This window comes from Streptomyces sp. MNU89 (genome assembly GCF_020982505.1).
GTDB lineage: Bacteria > Actinomycetota > Actinomycetes > Streptomycetales > Streptomycetaceae > Streptomyces > Streptomyces xinghaiensis.
Window position 1 is genome coordinate 5,614,701 of the sequence record NZ_JAJKLL010000001.1, and the last position, 18,739, is coordinate 5,633,439.

13 protein-coding genes are annotated in these 18,739 nt (G+C 72.6%); 11 read left to right on the top strand and 2 right to left on the bottom strand.

What is annotated here, in order from left to right:
• From E4N63_RS23975 to E4N63_RS24015, 9 genes are all read left to right on the top strand, one after another.
• The gene (locus E4N63_RS23975) at positions 1–948 is read left to right on the top strand and encodes a sugar ABC transporter permease (protein ID WP_230242617.1); all 948 of its coding nucleotides are present in this window, start codon (positions 1–3) and stop codon (positions 946–948) included.
• Positions 949–1,043: 95 nt separating this feature from the next.
• Entirely contained in the window at positions 1,044–2,786 is a 1,743-nt protein-coding gene (locus tag E4N63_RS23980; protein WP_230241666.1) for a glycoside hydrolase family 13 protein, read from the top strand.
• A 2-nt stretch (positions 2,787–2,788) separates the two neighbouring features.
• Positions 2,789–3,847: a LacI family DNA-binding transcriptional regulator gene (locus E4N63_RS23985; protein ID WP_185831127.1), complete on the top strand. Its 1,059-nt coding sequence runs from the start codon at positions 2,789–2,791 to the stop codon at positions 3,845–3,847.
• A gap of 1,047 nt (positions 3,848–4,894) precedes the next feature.
• Positions 4,895–5,623, top strand: coding sequence for an AbfB domain-containing protein (locus E4N63_RS31270; protein WP_308188738.1), 729 nt, complete (start codon positions 4,895–4,897; stop codon positions 5,621–5,623).
• A 216-nt stretch (positions 5,624–5,839) separates the two neighbouring features.
• The gene (locus tag E4N63_RS23995) at positions 5,840–6,880 is read left to right on the top strand and encodes an AbfB domain-containing protein (RefSeq protein WP_230241668.1); all 1,041 of its coding nucleotides are present in this window, start codon (positions 5,840–5,842) and stop codon (positions 6,878–6,880) included.
• Between the two features lie 165 nt (positions 6,881–7,045).
• The gene (locus E4N63_RS24000) at positions 7,046–7,591 is read left to right on the top strand and encodes an RNA polymerase sigma factor (RefSeq protein ID WP_230241669.1); all 546 of its coding nucleotides are present in this window, start codon (positions 7,046–7,048) and stop codon (positions 7,589–7,591) included.
• Positions 7,584–8,081, top strand: coding sequence for a transmembrane transport protein (locus tag E4N63_RS24005; RefSeq protein WP_125626688.1), 498 nt, complete (start codon positions 7,584–7,586; stop codon positions 8,079–8,081). Before E4N63_RS24000 ends, E4N63_RS24005 begins: the two co-directional genes overlap by 8 nt.
• 51 nt (positions 8,082–8,132) lie before the next feature.
• On the top strand, positions 8,133–8,273 hold the full coding sequence (locus E4N63_RS24010) for a hypothetical protein (protein WP_230241670.1): 141 nt from the start codon (positions 8,133–8,135) through the stop codon (positions 8,271–8,273).
• Positions 8,274–8,427: 154 nt separating this feature from the next.
• A complete protein-coding gene (locus E4N63_RS24015; protein ID WP_125626687.1) occupies positions 8,428–9,168 on the top strand; it encodes a hypothetical protein in 741 nt (246 codons plus the stop codon).
• Positions 9,169–9,213: 45 nt separating this feature from the next.
• Here E4N63_RS24015 and E4N63_RS24020 read toward each other — a convergent pair whose 3' ends face one another.
• Entirely contained in the window at positions 9,214–9,717 is a 504-nt protein-coding gene (locus E4N63_RS24020; protein WP_125626686.1) for a DinB family protein, read from the bottom strand.
• Between the two features lie 593 nt (positions 9,718–10,310).
• Between E4N63_RS24020 and E4N63_RS24025 the strand changes: the two genes are divergently transcribed.
• Entirely contained in the window at positions 10,311–12,035 is a 1,725-nt protein-coding gene (locus tag E4N63_RS24025; protein WP_125626685.1) for a carbohydrate-binding module family 20 domain-containing protein, read from the top strand.
• A gap of 209 nt (positions 12,036–12,244) precedes the next feature.
• On the top strand, positions 12,245–17,608 hold the full coding sequence (gene pulA, locus E4N63_RS24030; protein WP_374112827.1) for a pullulanase-type alpha-1,6-glucosidase: 5,364 nt from the start codon (positions 12,245–12,247) through the stop codon (positions 17,606–17,608).
• 158 nt (positions 17,609–17,766) lie between these two features.
• Here the strand turns inward: pulA and E4N63_RS24035 are convergent, their stop codons facing one another.
• Positions 17,767–18,468, bottom strand: a complete 702-nt coding sequence (locus tag E4N63_RS24035) for a TetR/AcrR family transcriptional regulator (protein WP_125625488.1) — start codon at positions 18,466–18,468, stop codon at positions 17,767–17,769.
• Positions 18,469–18,739 lie beyond the last annotated feature (271 nt).

The window sequence follows — 18,739 nt, forward strand, 5'->3', positions numbered from 1 at the left end:
ATGAAGAACACCGGAACCCCCGGAACCACCACGGGCACCACGACGCCCGACCCCGCCACCACCGCCCCCGTACCGGCCGCCGCCGTCCGCAACGGGAACGGCCGCACCGGCCGCGTCCGCGGGCGCGGCGAGCGCGGGCCGCTGGCCTCCGCCGGGCTGCACGCCGGCCTGCTGCTGGCCGCCGTGACCGCCGTGTTCCCGCCGCTGTGGCTGCTGGTGACGTCCTTCAAGCCCAAGAGCGACGCCTTCACCACCTCACTGGTGGAGAACTTCACCTTCGCCAACTACGACCACGTCCTGAACGACACACACTTCCTGACCTGGTTCGGGAACTCGGTGCTGATCGTGCTGGTGACCACGTTCCTGGGCGTCTTCATCTCGGCCACCACCGGCTACGCCGTCAGCCGCTTCCGCTTCCCGGGCATGCGCCCGCTGATGTGGACCCTGCTGATCACGCAGATGTTCCCGATGGCGATCCTGATCGTGCCGCTCTACAACCTCATGGCACAGCTCGGGCTCCTCAACCAGCCCGTCGGCCTGATCATCACGTACCTCACCATCGCCGTGCCGTTCTGCGCCTGGATGATGAAGGGCTTCTTCGACACCATCCCCGTCGCCATCGACGAATCGGGGCGTGTCGACGGTCTCAACCCCTTCGGCACCTTCTGGCGGCTGATCCTGCCGCTGGCCAAGCCCGGCATCGCCGTCACCGGCTTCTACAGCTTCGTGACCGCCTGGGCCGAGGTCGCCTACGCCTCGGCGTTCATGACCGGCGAGGAGAACCTCACCCTGGCCGGCGGCCTGCAGACCTTCGTCAACCAGTACACGAACGACTGGGGATCGATGACGGCCGCCGCCGTGATCATCGCCGTGCCCGCCATGATCGTCTTCGGTTTCGCCCAGCGCCACCTCGTCGCCGGGCTGACCGCGGGCGCCACCAAGTCGTGACCGGGACCGGACGCTTACCCACCCCCGCCTGCCACCCGGCGGCCGCGGCCACACCGGCGCCGCGGCCGCCGAGTTCCCCGAGATCCAGGGATGACATGACCCACGACCCCACCGGCACCCCCCAGGCCGGCTCCGCCGCCCCCACCGCGGAACAGCGCACCGGCTGGTGGCGGGACGCGGTGATCTACCAGGTGTACCCGCGCAGCTTCGCCGACGGCAACGGCGACGGCATGGGCGATCTGGACGGGGTGCGCACCCGCCTGCCGTACCTCGCCGAGCTGGGTGTGGACGCCGTCTGGCTCAGCCCCTTCTACGCCTCCCCGCAGGCCGACGCCGGCTACGACGTGGCCGACTACCGCGCCATCGACCCGATGTTCGGCACCCTGGACGACGCCGCCGCGGTCATCCGCGAGGCCCACGCCCTGGACCTGCGGATCATCGTCGACCTCGTCCCCAACCACTGCTCCGACCAGCACGTCTGGTTCCGGCAGGCACTCCGTGAGGGCCCCGGCTCACCACTCCGCGAGCGGTTCCACTTCCGTCCCGGCAAGGGCACGGACGGTGAACTCCCGCCCAACGACTGGGAGTCCGTCTTCGGCGGCCCCGCCTGGACCCGCACCATGAACCCCGACGGGACCCCGGGGGAGTGGTACCTGCACCTCTTCGCCCCCGAGCAGCCCGACTTCAACTGGGAGCACCCGGCCGTCCGGGACGAGTTCCGCTCCATCCTCCGCTTCTGGCTGGACCTGGGCACCGACGGCTTCCGCATCGACGTCGCCCACGGCCTCGTCAAGGCCGACGGACTCCCCGACATGGGCCGCGGCGAGCAGCTGAAGCTCCTCGGCAGCCAGAAGCTGCCCTTCTTCGACCAGGACGGCGTCCACGAGATCTACCGCTCCTGGCGGAAGGTCCTCGACGAGTACGCGGGCGAGCGGATCGGCGTCGCCGAGGCCTGGACCCCCAGCGCCGACCGCACCGCCCTCTACCTCCGCCCCGACGAGCTCCACCAGGCGTTCAACTTCCACTACCTGGGCGCCGGGTGGAACGCCGCCGAACTGCGCGAGGCCATCGACGCATCGCTCGACGCCATGCGGCCCGTCGGCGCGCCCACCACCTGGGTGCTCTCCAACCACGACGTCGTCCGGCACACCACCCGCTACGCGGACGGCGACCCGGAGCGCGGCCTGCGCCGGGCCCGCGCGGCCGTGCTGCTGATGCTGGCGCTGCCCGGCTCCGCGTACGTCTACCAGGGCGAGGAACTCGGGCTTCCGGAGGTCACCGACCTGCCCGACGAGGTCCGCCAGGACCCCTCCTTCTTCAAGGAGAACGGCCAGGAGGGCCTGCGCGACGGCTGCCGGGTGCCGATTCCGTGGTCCGGCACCGAGGCCCCGTACGGCTTCGGACCCGAGCCCGGCGGCCCCAGCTGGCTGCCGCAGCCCGATGTCTGGGCCAAGTACAGCGTCGAGGCGCAGACCGGCGACCCGACCTCCACCCTGGAGCTCTACCGCTCCGCGATCGCGCTGCGCCGCGAACACCCGGCGCTCGGCGCGGGCCACGCGGTCGAGTGGCTGGACGCGCCCGAGGGCGTCCTCGCCTTCCGCCGCACCCCGGCGGAGGGAGCCGGCGGCGCGGGCGGCGGGGCGGCCGGCCGGGCTTCGGACGGTGCCTTCGTCTGCACCGTCAACACCACCGGCGAGCCCGTCCGCGTCCCGGTGCCCGGCCGGATGCTGCTGGCCAGTGAGGGCGCGGTCGCGAGGGGAGCGGTCGTGGAGGGCCCGGTCGTGGAGGGCGGGGAAGCCGTGCTGCCCGCCGACTCCGCCGTCTGGTGGACGACGTGACCATGGCCGTGCCGCGGGGTGGCGGCGAGCCCGCCGCCCCGCGGCTCGCGGACATCGCCGCCCAGGCGGCCGTCAGCGAGGCGACCGTCAGCCGGGTGCTCAACGGCAAGGCGGGCGTGGCCGGTTCCACCCGGCAGCGGGTGCTCGCCGCGCTCGACGTCCTCGGTTACGAACGTCCCGTCCGGCTGCGGCAGCGCAGCGCCGGACTCGTCGGACTGGTGATCCCCGAGCTGACCAACCCCATCTTCCCGGCCTTCGCCCAGGTCATCGAACAGTCCCTGGCCGGATACGGCTACACGCCGGTGCTCTGCACCCAGATGCCCGGCGGCGCCACCGAGGACGAACTGGTGGAGCAGCTGGAGGAGCGCGGCGTCACCGGCATCATCTTCCTGTCCGGGCTGCACGCCGACACCACCGCCGACCCCGCCCGCTACACCCGGCTGACGGCGCGCGGCGTACCGTTCGTCCTGATCAACGGCTACAACGACAACATCGCCGCGCCCTTCGTCTCGCCCGACGACCGCTCGGCGGCCCGGATGGCCGTACGGCACCTCGTCGAGCTGGGCCACGAGCGGATCGGCCTGGCCGTCGGCCCGCAGCGCTTCGTCCCGTCCCGGCGCAAGACCGAGGGGTTTGTCTCGGAGCTGCGCGAATCGCTGGGCCAGTCCCGCGAGGAGGCCGAACGGCGCGTCCACCACACGCTGTTCGGGCTGGAGGGCGGCCAGGCGGCGGCGGGCGCGCTGCTCGACGAGGGCTGCACGGGCGTGGTGTGCGGCAGCGACCTGATGGCGCTCGGCGTGATCCGGGCCGCCTGGCAGCGCGGCCTGGACGTGCCCGGCGACATCTCCGTCGTCGGCTTCGACGACACCCCGCTGATCGCCTTCACCGACCCGCCGCTGACGACCGTGCGGCAGCCGGTGCAGTCGATGGCGACGGCCGCGGTCGGCGCCCTGCTGGAGGAGATCGAGGGCAACCCGGTGCAGCGCACGGAGTTCGTCTTCCAGCCGGACCTCGTCGTCCGCGGCTCGACGGGGCCGGCCCGGAGGACGGCGGGCGACTGAGCCGGGGCCGCACGGCGGTTGCCCCGCGCCGCGCCGCGCCGGACCGGCTGTCCGGGCCGCTGGGCCGGCCCCGTTCCGTGGAGCGCCCCCGGGCGGGCCCGGTCCTCCCGTTCGGGTCCCGCGTCCCCGCCCTCGCCCCGCCCGGCCCGCAGCGGGGCCGGGGCGCTGTGCCGTCCGCGCCGGCCCCGGCTGTCCCGCTTCGGGCCGGTTCACGCCCGAGCCGTTACGGAACCCTCTACGGTGCTGCTCCGGTGACCGCCGGGACGGCCGCGGAAAGCGATTACGGATCTTCCTCCGCGAACTGTGTTGCTCCGCCCACCGTTTCGGCTACTGTGGCGCGCGCTCCCACACGCGCCCCCCACCAGCCCGTCTCCGGGCTGCTCCGCGCTGTGCGCTCGCCGGAAGGGTTCGAGAGAGGAACCACCGTTGGCAGACGGCCGCCAAGCACGCCATGACGGCACGGAGCCGGAGCGGGGCGCACCCGAGCCGGGCGCCCCGGGGCCGGACCGGGAGGTACGGATACCGCCGTACCTCGGAGAAGAGGAGGACGGGGAGCAGTCGCCCGCCACGGGGGACGCCGCTGGGGACGGCGCGGATGACGGCGCCCCGTCCGGCGGCGCGCCCGCGACCGCACCCGCGCCGGAACCACGGCCCGGTGTCCCGGCAGGTCCGCCCGCCGTTCCGGACGGTCCGCCCGCCCGTTCCACGGAGGCCGCCGCCCGCAGCACCCGGCCCCGCCGCGTCCACCGGCCGGAGCCCGGACCCGCGGCGTCCGACGGCCGCGGCCCGGGCGCCCCGCGTCCCCGACGGGAGCCGGGGTGCCCCGCGTCCACCGGCGGCCCGCCGGATCCGCCGCGCCCGCCGACCGTCCGCTGGTGGCACCCCGCCGTGGCGGCGGGACCGGCCCTCCGGTCCGCCGGCCGCCGGGGACGATCCGGTGTTCCGCTCGGCCGTCGTCCCGCAGGGCACCGGCCGGCCGGGGCGGCCGTCGGTCCCGGTGGTGGCCGTGTCAGGTCTCGTGATTGGTTCGGTCCTGGCGCTGGCCCTGTGGTTCGGCGGCAGCGGCGGTCCCGCGGACGCGGGGGCGGAGTCCGGCGCCGCACCGTCCTGGCACGCCGCTCCCCGCCCCACCCCGTCCCTGCCGGGCGCCGGCCGGGAGGAACCCCGAACTCCCCTTCCGGGACGGAAGACCGGCTCCCCTCGCCCAGCGCGTCGCGCACCTCCGCGGCACGCCCGGCGCCCTCCCCGTCCCGTACCGCCGTTCCGTCGTCCGGCTCCCGCACCGGCGGGGACCGTGAGGGCGGCGCGAAGGAGGAGAGCGGCAGGATCAGCGAGGGCGGAGCCTCCCGCACCGGATCGGAACGGTCGCTGCGGTCGGTCAACTACCCGGACCGGTACGTGCGTCACCGGGACGGCCGTGTCCTCCTCGACCCGATCGGTTCCCCGGGCGCGGCCCGGGACGCCACCTTCGCCCTGGTGCCGGGGCTCGCCGACGGGCGCTGCCACTCCTTCCGGACGCTCGACGGCCGCTACCTCCGGCACCGCGACTTCCGCGCCGTCGTGGCGGGCAACGACGGTTCCCGGCTGTTCCGCGAGGACGCGACCTTCTGCATGCGCCAGGGTGCGGCCGGGCGGGGATCGGTCTCCTTCGAGGCGTTCAACCACCCCGGCCGCTTTCTGCGCCACCGGAACTTCGAGCTCCGGATGGACCCGTGGGAACGCTCGGAGCTCTACCGGGCCGACATCTCCTTCCAGCTGACTTCGCCCCTCGGCTGAGCGCTCCCGGTCCGGGCCGAGCGGCCGCCGGACCGCCGCCCGCGGCCCGTCATCGCTGCTTACTGCGGTTATAGGAGGCGAAGTGTGTTGCGGCGAAGGTCGTTTGGGCTACTGTGACGCGGGTTCGCCCGCGCCTCCGGGGGCTCCGCCACCGGTTCGGAGGCTGCCGCCCCAAGGGCTGTGCGTTGGTCAGAGAAGGTCTTGGGAGGACCCGAGATGACAGCCGACACGCCACGCGACGACGGCCCGGGGCCGGACCCGGACGTATGGTCGCCCCCCTACTGGGAGGACGGCGCGGAGTGGCCCACCGGTGGCTACACCGGCGCGTTCCCGGCCGGCGGGGAGCCGGCCGCCGCGCCCGGCGCCGACGACCTGGTGGGAGCCGCCCCCGCCGGGTCCTTCTACGGCTCCGGGCCCCTGATGCCCCCGCCGCCCCCGCCCCCGCGCCCGCGGCAGACGCCGCCGGAAAGACGGCGGCAGCGGCGGACCGCCGCCGAACCTGTCGGAGTACGGCCTCTCGCTGCCGGAGGACGACGGCACCGGCGCCCGCCCGCCCGCCGGGCGCGCCGCATCGGTTGGCGCCTCCGGGACTGGCCGCTGAACCCGATCTTCCTGCTGGCCGGGTTGCTGGCCGCCTCCCTGGTGGGCACGGTCTGGTTCTTCGGAATGGACATGATGGGTGCGGACGGCGACGACGGCCCGGCGGGCGGCGGCGCGGCGCCGGGGCATCGGCACCGCCCGGGAGCAGACCCCGCCCACCCCGTCCCTGCCCAACGCCCCGCGCCGGGCGTCTCCGGCAAGGGCGGGCTGCCGGCCGAGGGGGCCACGGCGAACCGCTCGTTCCAGTCCGTCAACTACCCCAAACGCTATCTGCGCCAGCGCGACGGCGCGATCTTCCTCGACCCCGTCAGCTCCGGCCCGGCCGCGGCGGCCGACGCCAAGGACGCCACCTTCACCGTGATGCCGGGCCTCGCCGACGACAAGTGCTACTCGTTCAAGACGGCGAACGGGAAGTACCTGCGCCAGCAGAAGTTCCGCGTGCGGGTCTCCGCCGTGCAGGACACGGGCCTCTTCCGCCAGGACGCCACCTTCTGCGCCACCGAGGGGATGGTCGCCGGTGCCACCAGCTTCGAGTCGTACAACTTCCCCGGCCGCTTCCTGCGCCACCGCGGCTTCCGGCTGGTGCTCGACCGGTCCGACGGCTCGCAGCTCTTCAAGCAGGACGCCTCGTTCCGCGTCATCGCCGCCCTGAGCTGAGCCCGCCGGGCCCGGCCCCCGTCACGTCCCGCGCGTACATCATGAGAGCACCCGGGGCGGTGCACCGGAGTGCGGGCCCCCGGCCGGTCGCCCGGGATCCCGTGAACCTTTCCGCCTCGCACGCCGACTGTTCCGGTGAGACGCGGAAGCGGAGAGGGAGGTGCGGTGAGCGGCGACGAGCGGCGTGACGGGCTGTTGGTGGTGCGCTGCCAGCTCGGGGAGCGGGAAGCATTCCCCGAACTGGTGCGTGCCTGGCATGGCCCGCTGTGGCGCTATGTGCGGGCCATGGTCGGGTCGCCGCACCTCACGGAGGATCTCACCCAGGAGGCGTGGGTCGCCGTGGTGCGCGGACTGCCGCGGCTGCGGCAGCCGGAGCGGTTCGCCCCCTGGCTGTTCACCATCGCCCGGCGCGCGGTGACCGACCATCTGAGGCAGGCGTACCGGGCGTCGGAAACCCCCATGGACGAAGCGGGCGCCGTCGTCGACGACTCTCTCGGCAGTCTGCTCACGACGATGCAGGTGGAGGCCGGCCTGGGCGGGTTGCCGCCCCCGGAGCGCGAAGTGCTGATCCTGTTCCACCTGCAGGATCTGCCGCTGGCCGCCTGTGCGGAGGTGCTCGGCGTACCGGTCGGCACGGTCAAGAGCAGGCTGCACCGCGCGCGCCGCATGCTGCGCGGAGTCCTTGCCGAGAGGGGATACGGACATGAGTGAACCGAACCCCGCGGCCCAGGGGGGCGTTGCCGGGGAACTGGAGCGCGCGCTCGCCGCGGAGGTCTCGCTGGGCTCACGGATCCGCCACCTTGCCGTGGGACTGGCGGGAGGATGCGGGGCGGCACTGATCGCGGTGCTGTGGGCCACCGAGCCGCATCCGCTTCCCCTGCGCACCCGGGCGGCCTTCGCCGGGCTGATCGCCATCGGGCTGGCCTGGGCGGCCTTCGCCGGCTGGGTGCTGAGCAGACGGCGGCCCCTTTTCGCCCGGGACCGGGTGCTGGCAGCCCGGCTCGCGCTCGTGGCCGCCGCGGTGACCGGTGTGGCCGGGACGGCGCTTGCCGCTGTACGCGCCACCACGGCCGGGGTACTGGTCACGGCCCTGGCCGGTGTCCTCCTCGTCGCCGCGGCAGGACTCGCCCTGGTCCGGGCGCGGTCCCGCCGCCGCGAACTGCTCGCGTTGCGGTCCGCTCTGCAACAGGACAGGCCCTGAACCCCCGACCTGTGTTCCTTCCGATTCACCGAGATCATCGAGGAGACTGCCGTGAACAACAAGATCGCCCCCGTGGGCCCGCTGGCCCTCGCTCTGCGCCTCCGCGGGGCCGGCAGGCGCACCGTCTTCCTGGTCACCGCGGCGGCGTGCGCGGCACTGCTGCTCGGGATCGGCCTCCGGCTGCTGACCTGAGGCCTCGGCCGGGCCCCCGGCAGCGGGGACGGCCACCGGCTTTCGCGGCGGCGGACTTGCGCGCCGGGCGTGGTCCGGGCCGGCCGGGGATTATCGTGAGCGCCGACCGGAACAATCCGCCGGAATCACGGCATAGCGGAAACAGGGCGGCCCCATGGGCGACTGGTGGTATCGCAACATCGTGGAGCCGGGCAAGCTGCCCCTGCTGCTCAGCCTGGCCGGGTTCGTGACCGTCTTCCTGGTCACCCGCGGCATCACCCGGATGATCCGGGCCGGTCGCGGCCCGTTCCGCAACGTCGGCACCGGACGGGTGCACGTTCACCACATGGTGCCCGGCATCGTGCTGGCCGCTGTCGGGGGTTTCGGGATGGCGGCCATCGCGGACGAGAGCGGCGGGGCGGCGGCGATGGCGCTGGTCTTCGGCGCCGGAATGGGCCTCGTCATGGACGAGTTCGCGCTGATGCTCTACCTCAGCGACGTGTACTGGTCCCAGCAGGGCCGCGCCTCCGTCGAGGCGGTCATGCTCACCGCGGCCGCCGTCGGCATGGTGCTGCTCGGCGCGCTGCCGGTGGGCGTGGACGACGTCAGCGAGGCGGAGCAGGACAACCGGGCGGGGCTGGCCCTGACCGTGGCCCTGCACTTCCTCATCGTCGTGACGTCCTTCGTCAAGGGGAAGATGCGGCTGGGCGTGATCGGGATCTTCCTGCCGCCCGTGGCGTTGACCGCCGCCGTGCGCCTCGCCCGCCCCGACTCGCCCTGGGCCCACCGCTTCTACTCGGAGGGCTCGCGCCGTCGGCGCCGGGCCACGGAGCGGGCCCGGCGGCACGACGCCCGCTGGGGCGGCGTCAGCGCGAAGGCGGGCAACCTCCTGGCGGGCAAGCCGGACCGGCACTGACGACGGGGCCGGTCCGGGCTCCGCCCACCCGCCGCTCCTCGCCGCTCACTCGCCGACCGCTCCGTCGATCCGCTCGCGCAGGAAATCGGCGTGGCCGTTGTGGCGGGCGTACTCCTCGATCATGTGGGCGAGGATGTAGCGCAGGGAGAAGTCCTCGCCGCGGCGGCGGCCCGTGACGTCGAGGGACTCGGCGGCCTCGACGATGGCGCGGGACCGCGCGCACGCCTCCCGCCAGACGCGGAAGGCCTCCTCCGGGTCGGCGGTGTCCACGTCGAAGGCGCCGTCCGTACCGTCCTCGCGGGGCCAGTACCGCGGAACACTCTCGCCGTTCACCACGTTCCGGAACCAGCCGCGCTCGACATCGGCCATGTGCCGCACGAGCCCGAGCAGGGAGATCGGCGACGGCGGCACGGCCCGCTCCCTGAGCTGCCCGGTGGAGAGTCCCGCGCACTTCATGGCGAGGGTGTCCCGCTGGTACTGCACGTATCCGTTCAGCGTGGCCCGCTCGTCGTCGACCGGCGGCGGATCGGTCCTCTGGTGATCGGTCATCCGGACATCATGCCGTCCGGGGGCCGGTCGCGTGCCGAAGTACCGCCCGGCACACGCTTCTTGGAGGCGACGGGCAGCCGGCGAACGCGCCCCGGCGCCCGGATCGGCAGGGAGACGACGCCGAGGAAGCGGCCCCGGTGCTCGTCTCACCCGGCGGACGGCAGGGAGGCCGGCCGCCGGGCGGCTGTGCCGGGGGCCGGCCGGTCGCACGCAGCCCGCCGTGACGCGGACGTCTGTTCCCTCTGGAACCGGCCCGGCCGGACGGGCGCGTGGGGTCCGTGGACGGGGTGGCCCGGAAGCGGCCACGCCCTGCGGATCCCCCGGCCGGCCGGGCCGGAGTCAGGGCTGAACGTAACACTGCTGCAATAGTTTGCGAAAGAGTTTGCAGGGGTTCAACCCGCCGTGAGGCGGTGGGATTTCGCCTCCGTAACGCGGTTGTGTCCAGGGTCTTGACCTAGGGCGGCGGGCGGCCTACCGTCCGGTACCCAACTTCTTGTTGTTTCTTGCAGCAAGAACCTTCATCGGCCTTAGGGGCATGGCGCGTTGCCGCACGAGGCTGCTCCCCCACCCCTTTCCTCACCCAGGAGGAAGCAATGGCCCGTAGCCTCAGCAGACGCCGACCCCTGGCCGCGTCCCTCGCCCTTGTGGCGGGCGCCGCCGCCGGACTCGCCTCACCCGCCGCCACCACTCCGGCTCAGGCGGCGCCCCCCGGCAACAAGCAGGTCACCGCCGTGCTCTTCGAGTGGCGGTTCGACTCCGTCGCCAGGGAGTGCACCCAGACCCTGGGCCCGGCCGGCTACGGCTACGTCCAGGTCTCGCCCCCGCAGGAGCACATCCAGGGCGGGCAGTGGTGGACCTCCTACCAGCCCGTCAGCTACAAGATCGCGGGGCGGCTCGGGGACCGCGGCGCGTTCAAGAACATGATCGACACCTGTCACGCGGCGGGTGTCAAGGTCGTCGCCGACACCGTCATCAACCACATGTCCGCCGGCTCCGGCACCGGTACCGGCGGGTCCTCGTACTCCAAGTATGGCTATCCGGGCATCTATTCGGGCGCCGACATGGACGACTGCCGGTCCGAGATCAACAACTACGGGGACCGGTACAACGTCCAGCACTGCGAGCTGGTCGGCCTCGCGGATCTCGACACCGGCGAGGACTACGTCCGCGGCCGCATCGCCGGCTACATGAACGACCTGCTCTCCCTGGGTGTGGACGGCTTCCGCATCGACGCCGCCAAGCACATGCCGGCCGCCGACCTGGCCAACATCAAGTCCCGGCTGAGCAACCCGAACGCCTACTGGAAGCAGGAGGCGATCCACGGGGCCGGTGAGGCCGTCTCCCCGAGCGAGTACCTGGGCACCGGTGACGTCCAGGAGTTCCGCTACGCCCGCGACCTCAAGCGGATGTTCAACAACGAGAGCCTCGCCCACCTCAAGAACTACGGCGAGAGCTGGGGCTACATGGAGTCCGGCAAGTCCGCCGTCTTCGTCGACAACCACGACACCGAGCGCGTCGGCGACACCCTCAGCTACAAGGACGGTGCCAACTACACCCTGGCGAACGTCTTCATGCTCGCCTGGCCCTACGGCGCCCCCGACGTCCACTCCGGCTACGAGTGGTCGAACAAGGACGCCGGCCCGCCCAACGGCGGGACGGTGAACGCCTGCTACAGCGACGGCTGGAAGTGCCAGCACGGCTGGCCCGAGATCCGGAACATGGTGGCCTTCCGCAACACCGCCGGGAACTCGGCCGTCACCAACTGGTGGGACAACGGCAACGACGCCATCGCCTTCGGGCGCGGGAGCAGCGCCTACGTCGCCATCAACCACGAGGGCGGGCCGATCAGCCGCACCTTCCAGACCTCGCTCCCGTCCGGCGACTACTGCGACGTCCAGAGCGGTGCCACGGTGACCGTCAACGGCTCGGGCCAGTTCACCGCCACCCTCGGCTCCAACAGCGCCATCGCCCTGCACACAGGGGCCCGCACCTGCTCCGGCGGCGGTGGCGGCACCGACGAGCCGGCCGCGGCCGCGTCGTTCAACGTCAACGCCACCACCGTGCTCGGGCAGAACATCTACGTCACGGGCAACCGCGCCGAGCTCGGCAACTGGGACCCCTCGGCCGCGCTCAAGCTCGACCCGGCGGACTACCCCGTGTGGTCGCTGAGTGTCCCGCTGCCCGCGGGCACCTCCTTCGAGTACAAGTACCTCCGCAAGGACGCGGGCTCCAACGTCACCTGGGAGAGCGGGGCCAACCGCACCGCCACCGTCGGCAGTGACGGCAGCGTGCGGCTCACCGACACCTGGCGCGACTGACCCCTTCCGCCGCCCTTCGCGGGCGCCGGCCGTCCGGCCCGTACTCCCCGACGGGCCGGGCGGTCATCCCGCCGTTCTCCACCCCTGCCGCGCCCCCGCCGTCCCCGGCCAACCCTCCGCCACCGGGTGTGCTCCGCGCGGTCCCGCACGGGCCGCGCACCCCACCGCACCCACCGCACCATCCGCCATCCCTTGAGGAGATGTCACCCGTGACCGGAAACCCGCGTCGCAGAACGGCCGCAGCGGCCGTCACCGCGGCGCTCTTCGCGGCCGTCCTGCCCGCGGCGCAGCCCGCGTCCGCGGCACCGCCGCCCCCGAGACCGCCGTCGGACAGGTCGCTGGCGGCGCAGCCCGCGCGCCACGACCAGTCGCGCGAGCAGTTCTACTTCGTCCTGCCGGACCGGTTCGCCAACGGCAGCCGCGCCAACGACAGGGGCGGGCTGTCCGGCGGCCGCCTCGATACCGGGTTCGACCCGTCAGACAAGGGCTTCTACCAGGGCGGCGACCTCAAGGGCCTGACCCGCAAGCTGGACTACATCAAGGGCCTCGGCACCACCGCCATCTGGCTGGCGCCGATCTTCAAGAACAGGCCGGTGCAGGGGGAGGGGGAGAACAGCTCGGCCGGCTACCACGGCTACTGGATCACCGACTTCACCCGGGTCGACCCGCACTTCGGGACCAACGCCGAGCTCACGAAGCTGATCGACAAGGCCCATGCCAAGGGCATGAAGGTCTACTTCGACGTCATCACCAACCACACCGCCGACACCGTCGACTACGCGGAGAAGGAGTACGGCTACAAGCCCAAGGGCGCCTTCCCGTACCTCGACAAGGACGGCCGCCCGTTCGACGACCGCGACGGCATGCCGCGCAAGGGCGTGGACCTGGACGCCTTCCCCTACACGCCCGTGGCGAAGGGGGAGAAGAAGGTCCCGGCCTGGCTCAACGACCCGGCGATGTACCACAACCGGGGCGACTCCACCTTCGCGGGCGAGTCCGGCGAGTACGGCGACTTCTTCGGCCTGGACGACCTGTGGACCGAGCGTCCCGAGGTCGTGCGCGGGATGGAGAAGATCTACCAGCGCTGGGTGAAGGACTTCGGCATCGACGGCTTCCGGGTGGACACCGTCAAACACGTGGACCTGGACTTCTGGACGCAGTGGGCCACCGCCCTCGACGCCTACGCCGCGAAGCGCGGCCGGGACGACTTCTTCATGTTCGGCGAGGTCTACTCCGCCGACCCGGCCGTCACCGCCCCGTACGTCACCCGCGGCCGCCTCGACTCCACCCTCGACTTCCCCTTCCAGGAGGCGGCGCGCTCCTACGCCTCCCAGGGCGCCGAGGCGTCCGGGCTGTCGGACGTCCTCGCGCAGGACTACCGCTACACCACCGACGGCGCCAACGCGTACTCCCAGGTCACCTTCCTCGGCAACCACGACATGGGCCGCATCGGGAGCTTCCTGAAGAAGGACAACCCGGAGGCGGACGGCGGGGAACTGCTCCGGCGGGCGAAGCTCGCCAACGAACTGATGTTCCTGACCCGCGGGAACCCGGTCGTCTACTACGGCGACGAGCAGGGCTTCACCGGCGCGGGCGGCGACAAGGACGCCCGGCAGACCCTCTTCGCCTCCAAGACCGCCGACTACCTGGACGACGACCAGCTCGGCACCCGCCGCACCCACGCGGACGACGCCTACGACACCCGGCACCCGCTCTACCGGCAGATCGCCGGCCTGTCGAAGCTCACCAAGAAGCACCCGGCGCTGCGCGACGGCATCCAGACGGAGCGCCTCGCCGACACGTCGCTTTACGCCTTCTCGCGGACGGACACCCGCAAGAAGACCGAGTACGTCGTCGCCTTCAACAACTCCACCGAGGCGAAGACCGCCGAGATCCCGACCGGCTCCGCCCGCATGACGTTCCGCACGATCCACGGCGGCTCCGGCGGCTCCGGCGGCTACGACGACGCGGACCGCGTGGTCAGCGGCGCCGACAAGAAGATCGAGGTCACCGTCCCCGCCCTCTCGGCGACCGTCCTCAAGGCCGCGAAGCCGCTCGCCGCGCCCGCCGCCAAGCCCTCGGTGACCCTCACCGCCCCGGAGAAGGGCGCCACCGGCACCGTCGAACTCACCGCCGACGTGGACGGCGGACAGCTCAACCGGGTCGTCTTCGCCGCCCAGACCGGCCGCGGGAAGTGGCAGGTGCTGGGCAGCGCCGACCACGCCCCGTACCAGGTCACCCACCACATCGACGACACCGTCCCCGCCGGAACCGCCCTCCGCTACAAGGCCGTCGTGGTGGACAGCAAGGGCCGCACCGCCAGCGCCCTCGCCTCCTCCGCCACCGGGCAGCCCCCCGCGCCCGACAGGCCCACCGCCGTCGAACGGGACTACGCCGTCGTCCACTACCGCCGCGCCGACGGCGACTACGAGGGCTGGCGGCTGAAGGCCGGCGAGCGCACCGGCGCCTTCACCGGCCGCGACGCGTACGGCGCCTTCGCCTGGATCACCCTGGGCGAGGACGAGAGCGCCGCAGAACTGCAGTTCACCGTCGAGAAGGACGGCACCGCCGACGGCCCCGAACGCACCATCGACCTGGCGAAGACCGGTGAGGTGTGGATCGAGCAGGGCGACGACGGTCTGACCGGCAAGCGCCCCGACGGCGTCTACCCGCCGCAGGACAAGACCAAGGCCGTCATCCACTACCAGCGCCCCGGCGGCGACTACGACGGCTGGGGCCTGCACACCTGGACCGGCGCGGCCGAGCCGACCGAGTGGTCGAAACCGCTGGAGCCGGTCCGGAAGGACGCCTTCGGCGCGACCTTCGAGGTGCCCCTCGCCGAGGGCGCGACCTCCCTGTCGTACATCCTCCACAAGGGCGACGAGAAGGACCTCCCGAGCGACCAGTCCCTCGACTTCGCCGCCCACGGCCACGAGGTCTGGCGGCTCGCCGGCAAGCCCGGTCATCTGCTGCCCGCCACCGGCGGCGCCCCCGACCTCGACCTCACCAGGGCCGAGGCGCAGTGGATCGACCGCGACACCGTCGTCTGGAAGGTGAAGGCCACCGCCGCCACCAGCCAGCAGCTCGTGTACGCCCCCCGGGGCGGCATCACCGCCGAGGACGGCGTCCTCTCCGACGAGGGGCAGTGGCTGCGGCTCGCGCCCTCCGCGCTGACCGGCGCGCAGAAGAAGAAGTACCCGCACCTCGCCGACCACCCGGCCTTCCGCCTGGACGAGCGCGACCGGGACCGGGTCCGCGAGGCCCTGCGGGGCCAGCTGATCGCCACCCAGCGCTCGGCCTCCGGCGCGCTGCTCGCCGCCACCGGCGTCCAGATCCCGGGCGTGCTCGACGACCTGTACGGAGCGGAGGCGACCAAGGCGGACCTCGGCCCGGTCTTCTCGGCGGACGGCAGGCCGTCCCTCTCCGTCTGGGCCCCCACCGCCCGCGCGGTCTCCCTCGAACTGGACGGCAAGAGGGTCGCGATGCGCCGTGACGACGCCAGCGGCGTCTGGAGCGCGGCCGGGAAGAAGAACTGGCGCGGCAAGCCGTACCGCTACGCCGTGACCGTCTGGGCGCCGAGCGTCCAGAAGCTCGTCACCAACAAGGTCACCGACCCCTACTCGACCGCCCTCACCGCCGACTCGAAGGAAAGCCTGGTCACCGATCTGGCCGACCCGGCACTGGCCCCCGAGGGCTGGGCCTCGCTGAAGAAGCCGGAGGCGGTGCCGCTGCGCGACGCGCAGATCCAGGAGCTGCACGTCCGCGACTTCTCCGCCGCCGACCCCACGTCCGAACACCCGGGCGAGTACCTGGCCTTCACCGACCGGGGCTCGGACGGCATGAAGCACCTGGAGAAGCTCGCGGACGCCGGCACCTCGTACGTCCACCTGCTGCCGGTCTTCGACATCGGGACCATCCCCGAGCGCAAGGCCGACCGCACCGAGCCGGACTGCGAGCTGGCCGCGTTCCCCGCCGACTCGGAGAAGCAGCAGGAGTGCGTCGGGAAGGCCGCCGCCGAGGACGGCTTCAACTGGGGCTACGACCCGCTGCACTACACCGTCCCCGAGGGCGGCTACGCCAGTGACCCGGACGGCCCCCGCCGGACCGTGGAGTTCCGGAAGATGGTGCAGAGCCTCAACGGCAGCGGGCTGCGCACCGTCATGGACGTCGTCTACAACCACACCGTGGCGAGCGGCCAGGACGGCAAGTCCGTCCTCGACCGGATCGTCCCCGGCTACTACCAGCGGCTGCTGGCGGACGGCTCCGTGGCCACCTCCACCTGCTGCGCCAACACCGCGCCCGAACACGACATGATGGGGAAGCTCGTCGTGGACTCCGTCGTCACCTGGGCGAAGGAGTACAAGGTCGACGGCTTCCGCTTCGACCTCATGGGCCACCACCCCAAGGCCAACATGCTCGCCGTCCGCAAGGCGCTGGACGCCCTGACGGTGGAGAAGGACGGCGTGGACGGCAAGGAGATCATCCTCTACGGGGAGGGCTGGAACTTCGGCGAGATCGCCGACGACGCCCGCTTCGTCCAGGCCACGCAGAAGAACATGGCGGGCACCGGCATCGCCACGTTCAGCGACCGGGCCCGCGACGCGGTGCGCGGCGGCGGCCCGTTCGACGCCGACCCCGGTGTCCAGGGCTTCGGCTCCGGCCTCTTCACCGAGCCCAACGGCTCCGACGCCAACGGCAGCGAGGCGGAGCAGAGGGCACGGCTGCTGCACTACCAGGACCTCATCAAGGTCGGGCTGAGCGGCAACCTCGCCGGCTACTCCTTCACCGGCTCCTCCGGGAAGAAGGTCAAGGGCTCCGAGGTGGACTACAACGGCTCACCGGCCGGCTACGCCGCCGCCCCCGGCGAGGCCCTGGCCTACGCCGACGCCCACGACAACGAAACCCTGTACGACGCCCTGGCGTTCAAACTGCCCGCGGACACCCCGGCCGCCGACCGGGCCAGGATGCAGGTCCTCTCCATGGCCACCGCGGCGCTCTCCCAGGGCCCGGCGCTCTCCCAGGCGGGCAGCGACCTGCTCCGCTCCAAGTCGCTGGACCGCAACTCCTACGACAGCGGAGACTGGTTCAACGTCCTGAACTGGGACTGCGAGAAGGGCAACGGCTTCGGCCGCGGCCTGCCGCCGGCCGCCGACAACAAGGACAAGTGGCCCTTCGCCAAGCCCTTGCTGAGCAAACCGCAGTTCCGGCCCGGCTGCACGGAGATCGAGGGCGCCTCGGCCGCGTACCGGGACCTCCTCCGCATCCGCACCACCGAGCCGGTGTTCGGCCTGGACACGGCGGAGGCGGTGCAGGAGCGGCTGTCCTTCCCGCTCAGCGGCGCGGAGGAGACGCCGGGCGTCATCACCATGGCTCTTGGTGACCTGGTGGTGGTCTTCAACGCCACCCCGCGGGAGCAGACGCAGAAGGTCGGCTCGGCGGCCGGGCGGGGCTACGCCCTCCATCCTGTCCAGGCCGGGGGCTCGGACGGCGTGGTGAAGAAGGCGTCCTACGCGCGGGACTCGGGCACCTTCACGGTCCCGGGCCGCACGGTGGCGGTCTTCCAGCGGCACTGATCCGGCGGCCGGCTCCGCGGGCCGGATCACGCGGTGACAGACCACGCGGTGAACGGATCACCCGGGCGCGCCCCTCAGGGGCGAGCGCCGGGTGGTCCGTTCGCGTATGAGGGGTGAGGGGGGAGGGCTGTACGAGCCGTGGGGCCCACGGTGGCGGTTCAGGCGGCGGGCCGGGGACCGAACTCCGCGAGCCGGGCGACGAAGGCGGCGTAGGCGCCGTCGGCCGCCTGCTCGGAGACGATCGCGCGCACCACGGCGGCGGTCTCCTCGTCGTACGCGGCGGTGACCGCCGCCAGCGCCAGGAAGTCGTGCGCGAGCTGCAACTCCATCTCCTCGCGCGGCGCATCGCAGCCGTCGAGCCAGGTCAGCGCCGTGGTCTCGGCGAGCCCGATCCAGGAGCGGACGACGAGGCCGAGACGCGGACCGGGCTCGTCGGTCCCCAGGTGGAGGAGGATCTGCCGGTAGGCGGCCTCGCGGACGTCGTCGATGAGCGCGTTGGCGCGCTCGGGGCCCACGGCGCTGCCGCCGCGCAGCAGGGCGGCGAAGCCGGGGCCGTGGTCGTCGACGAAGTCGAAGTAGCGGTTCACGACCCGCAACATCCGTGCCCCGAGCGGGCCTTCACGTGGCTCGGTGAAACGGTTCGCCAGTTCCTCCGCGGCCCGGCTGACCGCCGCCTCGTACAGGCTGTGCTTGCCCGGGAAGTAGTGGTAGACGAGCGGCCGCGAGATTCCCGCGGCCGTCGCGATGTCGTCGATGGAGACCTCGTCGGGGGAGCGGCGGCTGAACTGCTCCAGCGCCACGGCGATCAATTGTTCCCGCCGCTCTTCGACACCCATCCGGCGGCGTACCACGGTCGTCATGGTGGCTACCTTAACGACCGGTTATCTGCGTGTTGTGTCCCCGGCGCCAGGTGTGACGGGCGGCACGGGGGCGCGCCGGGGCGGAGGTGAGGGCCGGTTCCGGCGTTACCCGTGGGACGGGTGTGGCTGGAGGGGCGTGAGTTGGGGTGTTCTCCGCCGAGGCGGACGGGGGTGGGGTCAGGATGAGTGAATACCCTGGGGGTATATCATGGTGGCATGAGGGGACATCCGCGCGGCACCGCAGGAACGGGGCGAGGGCTCCGGTGGCTCC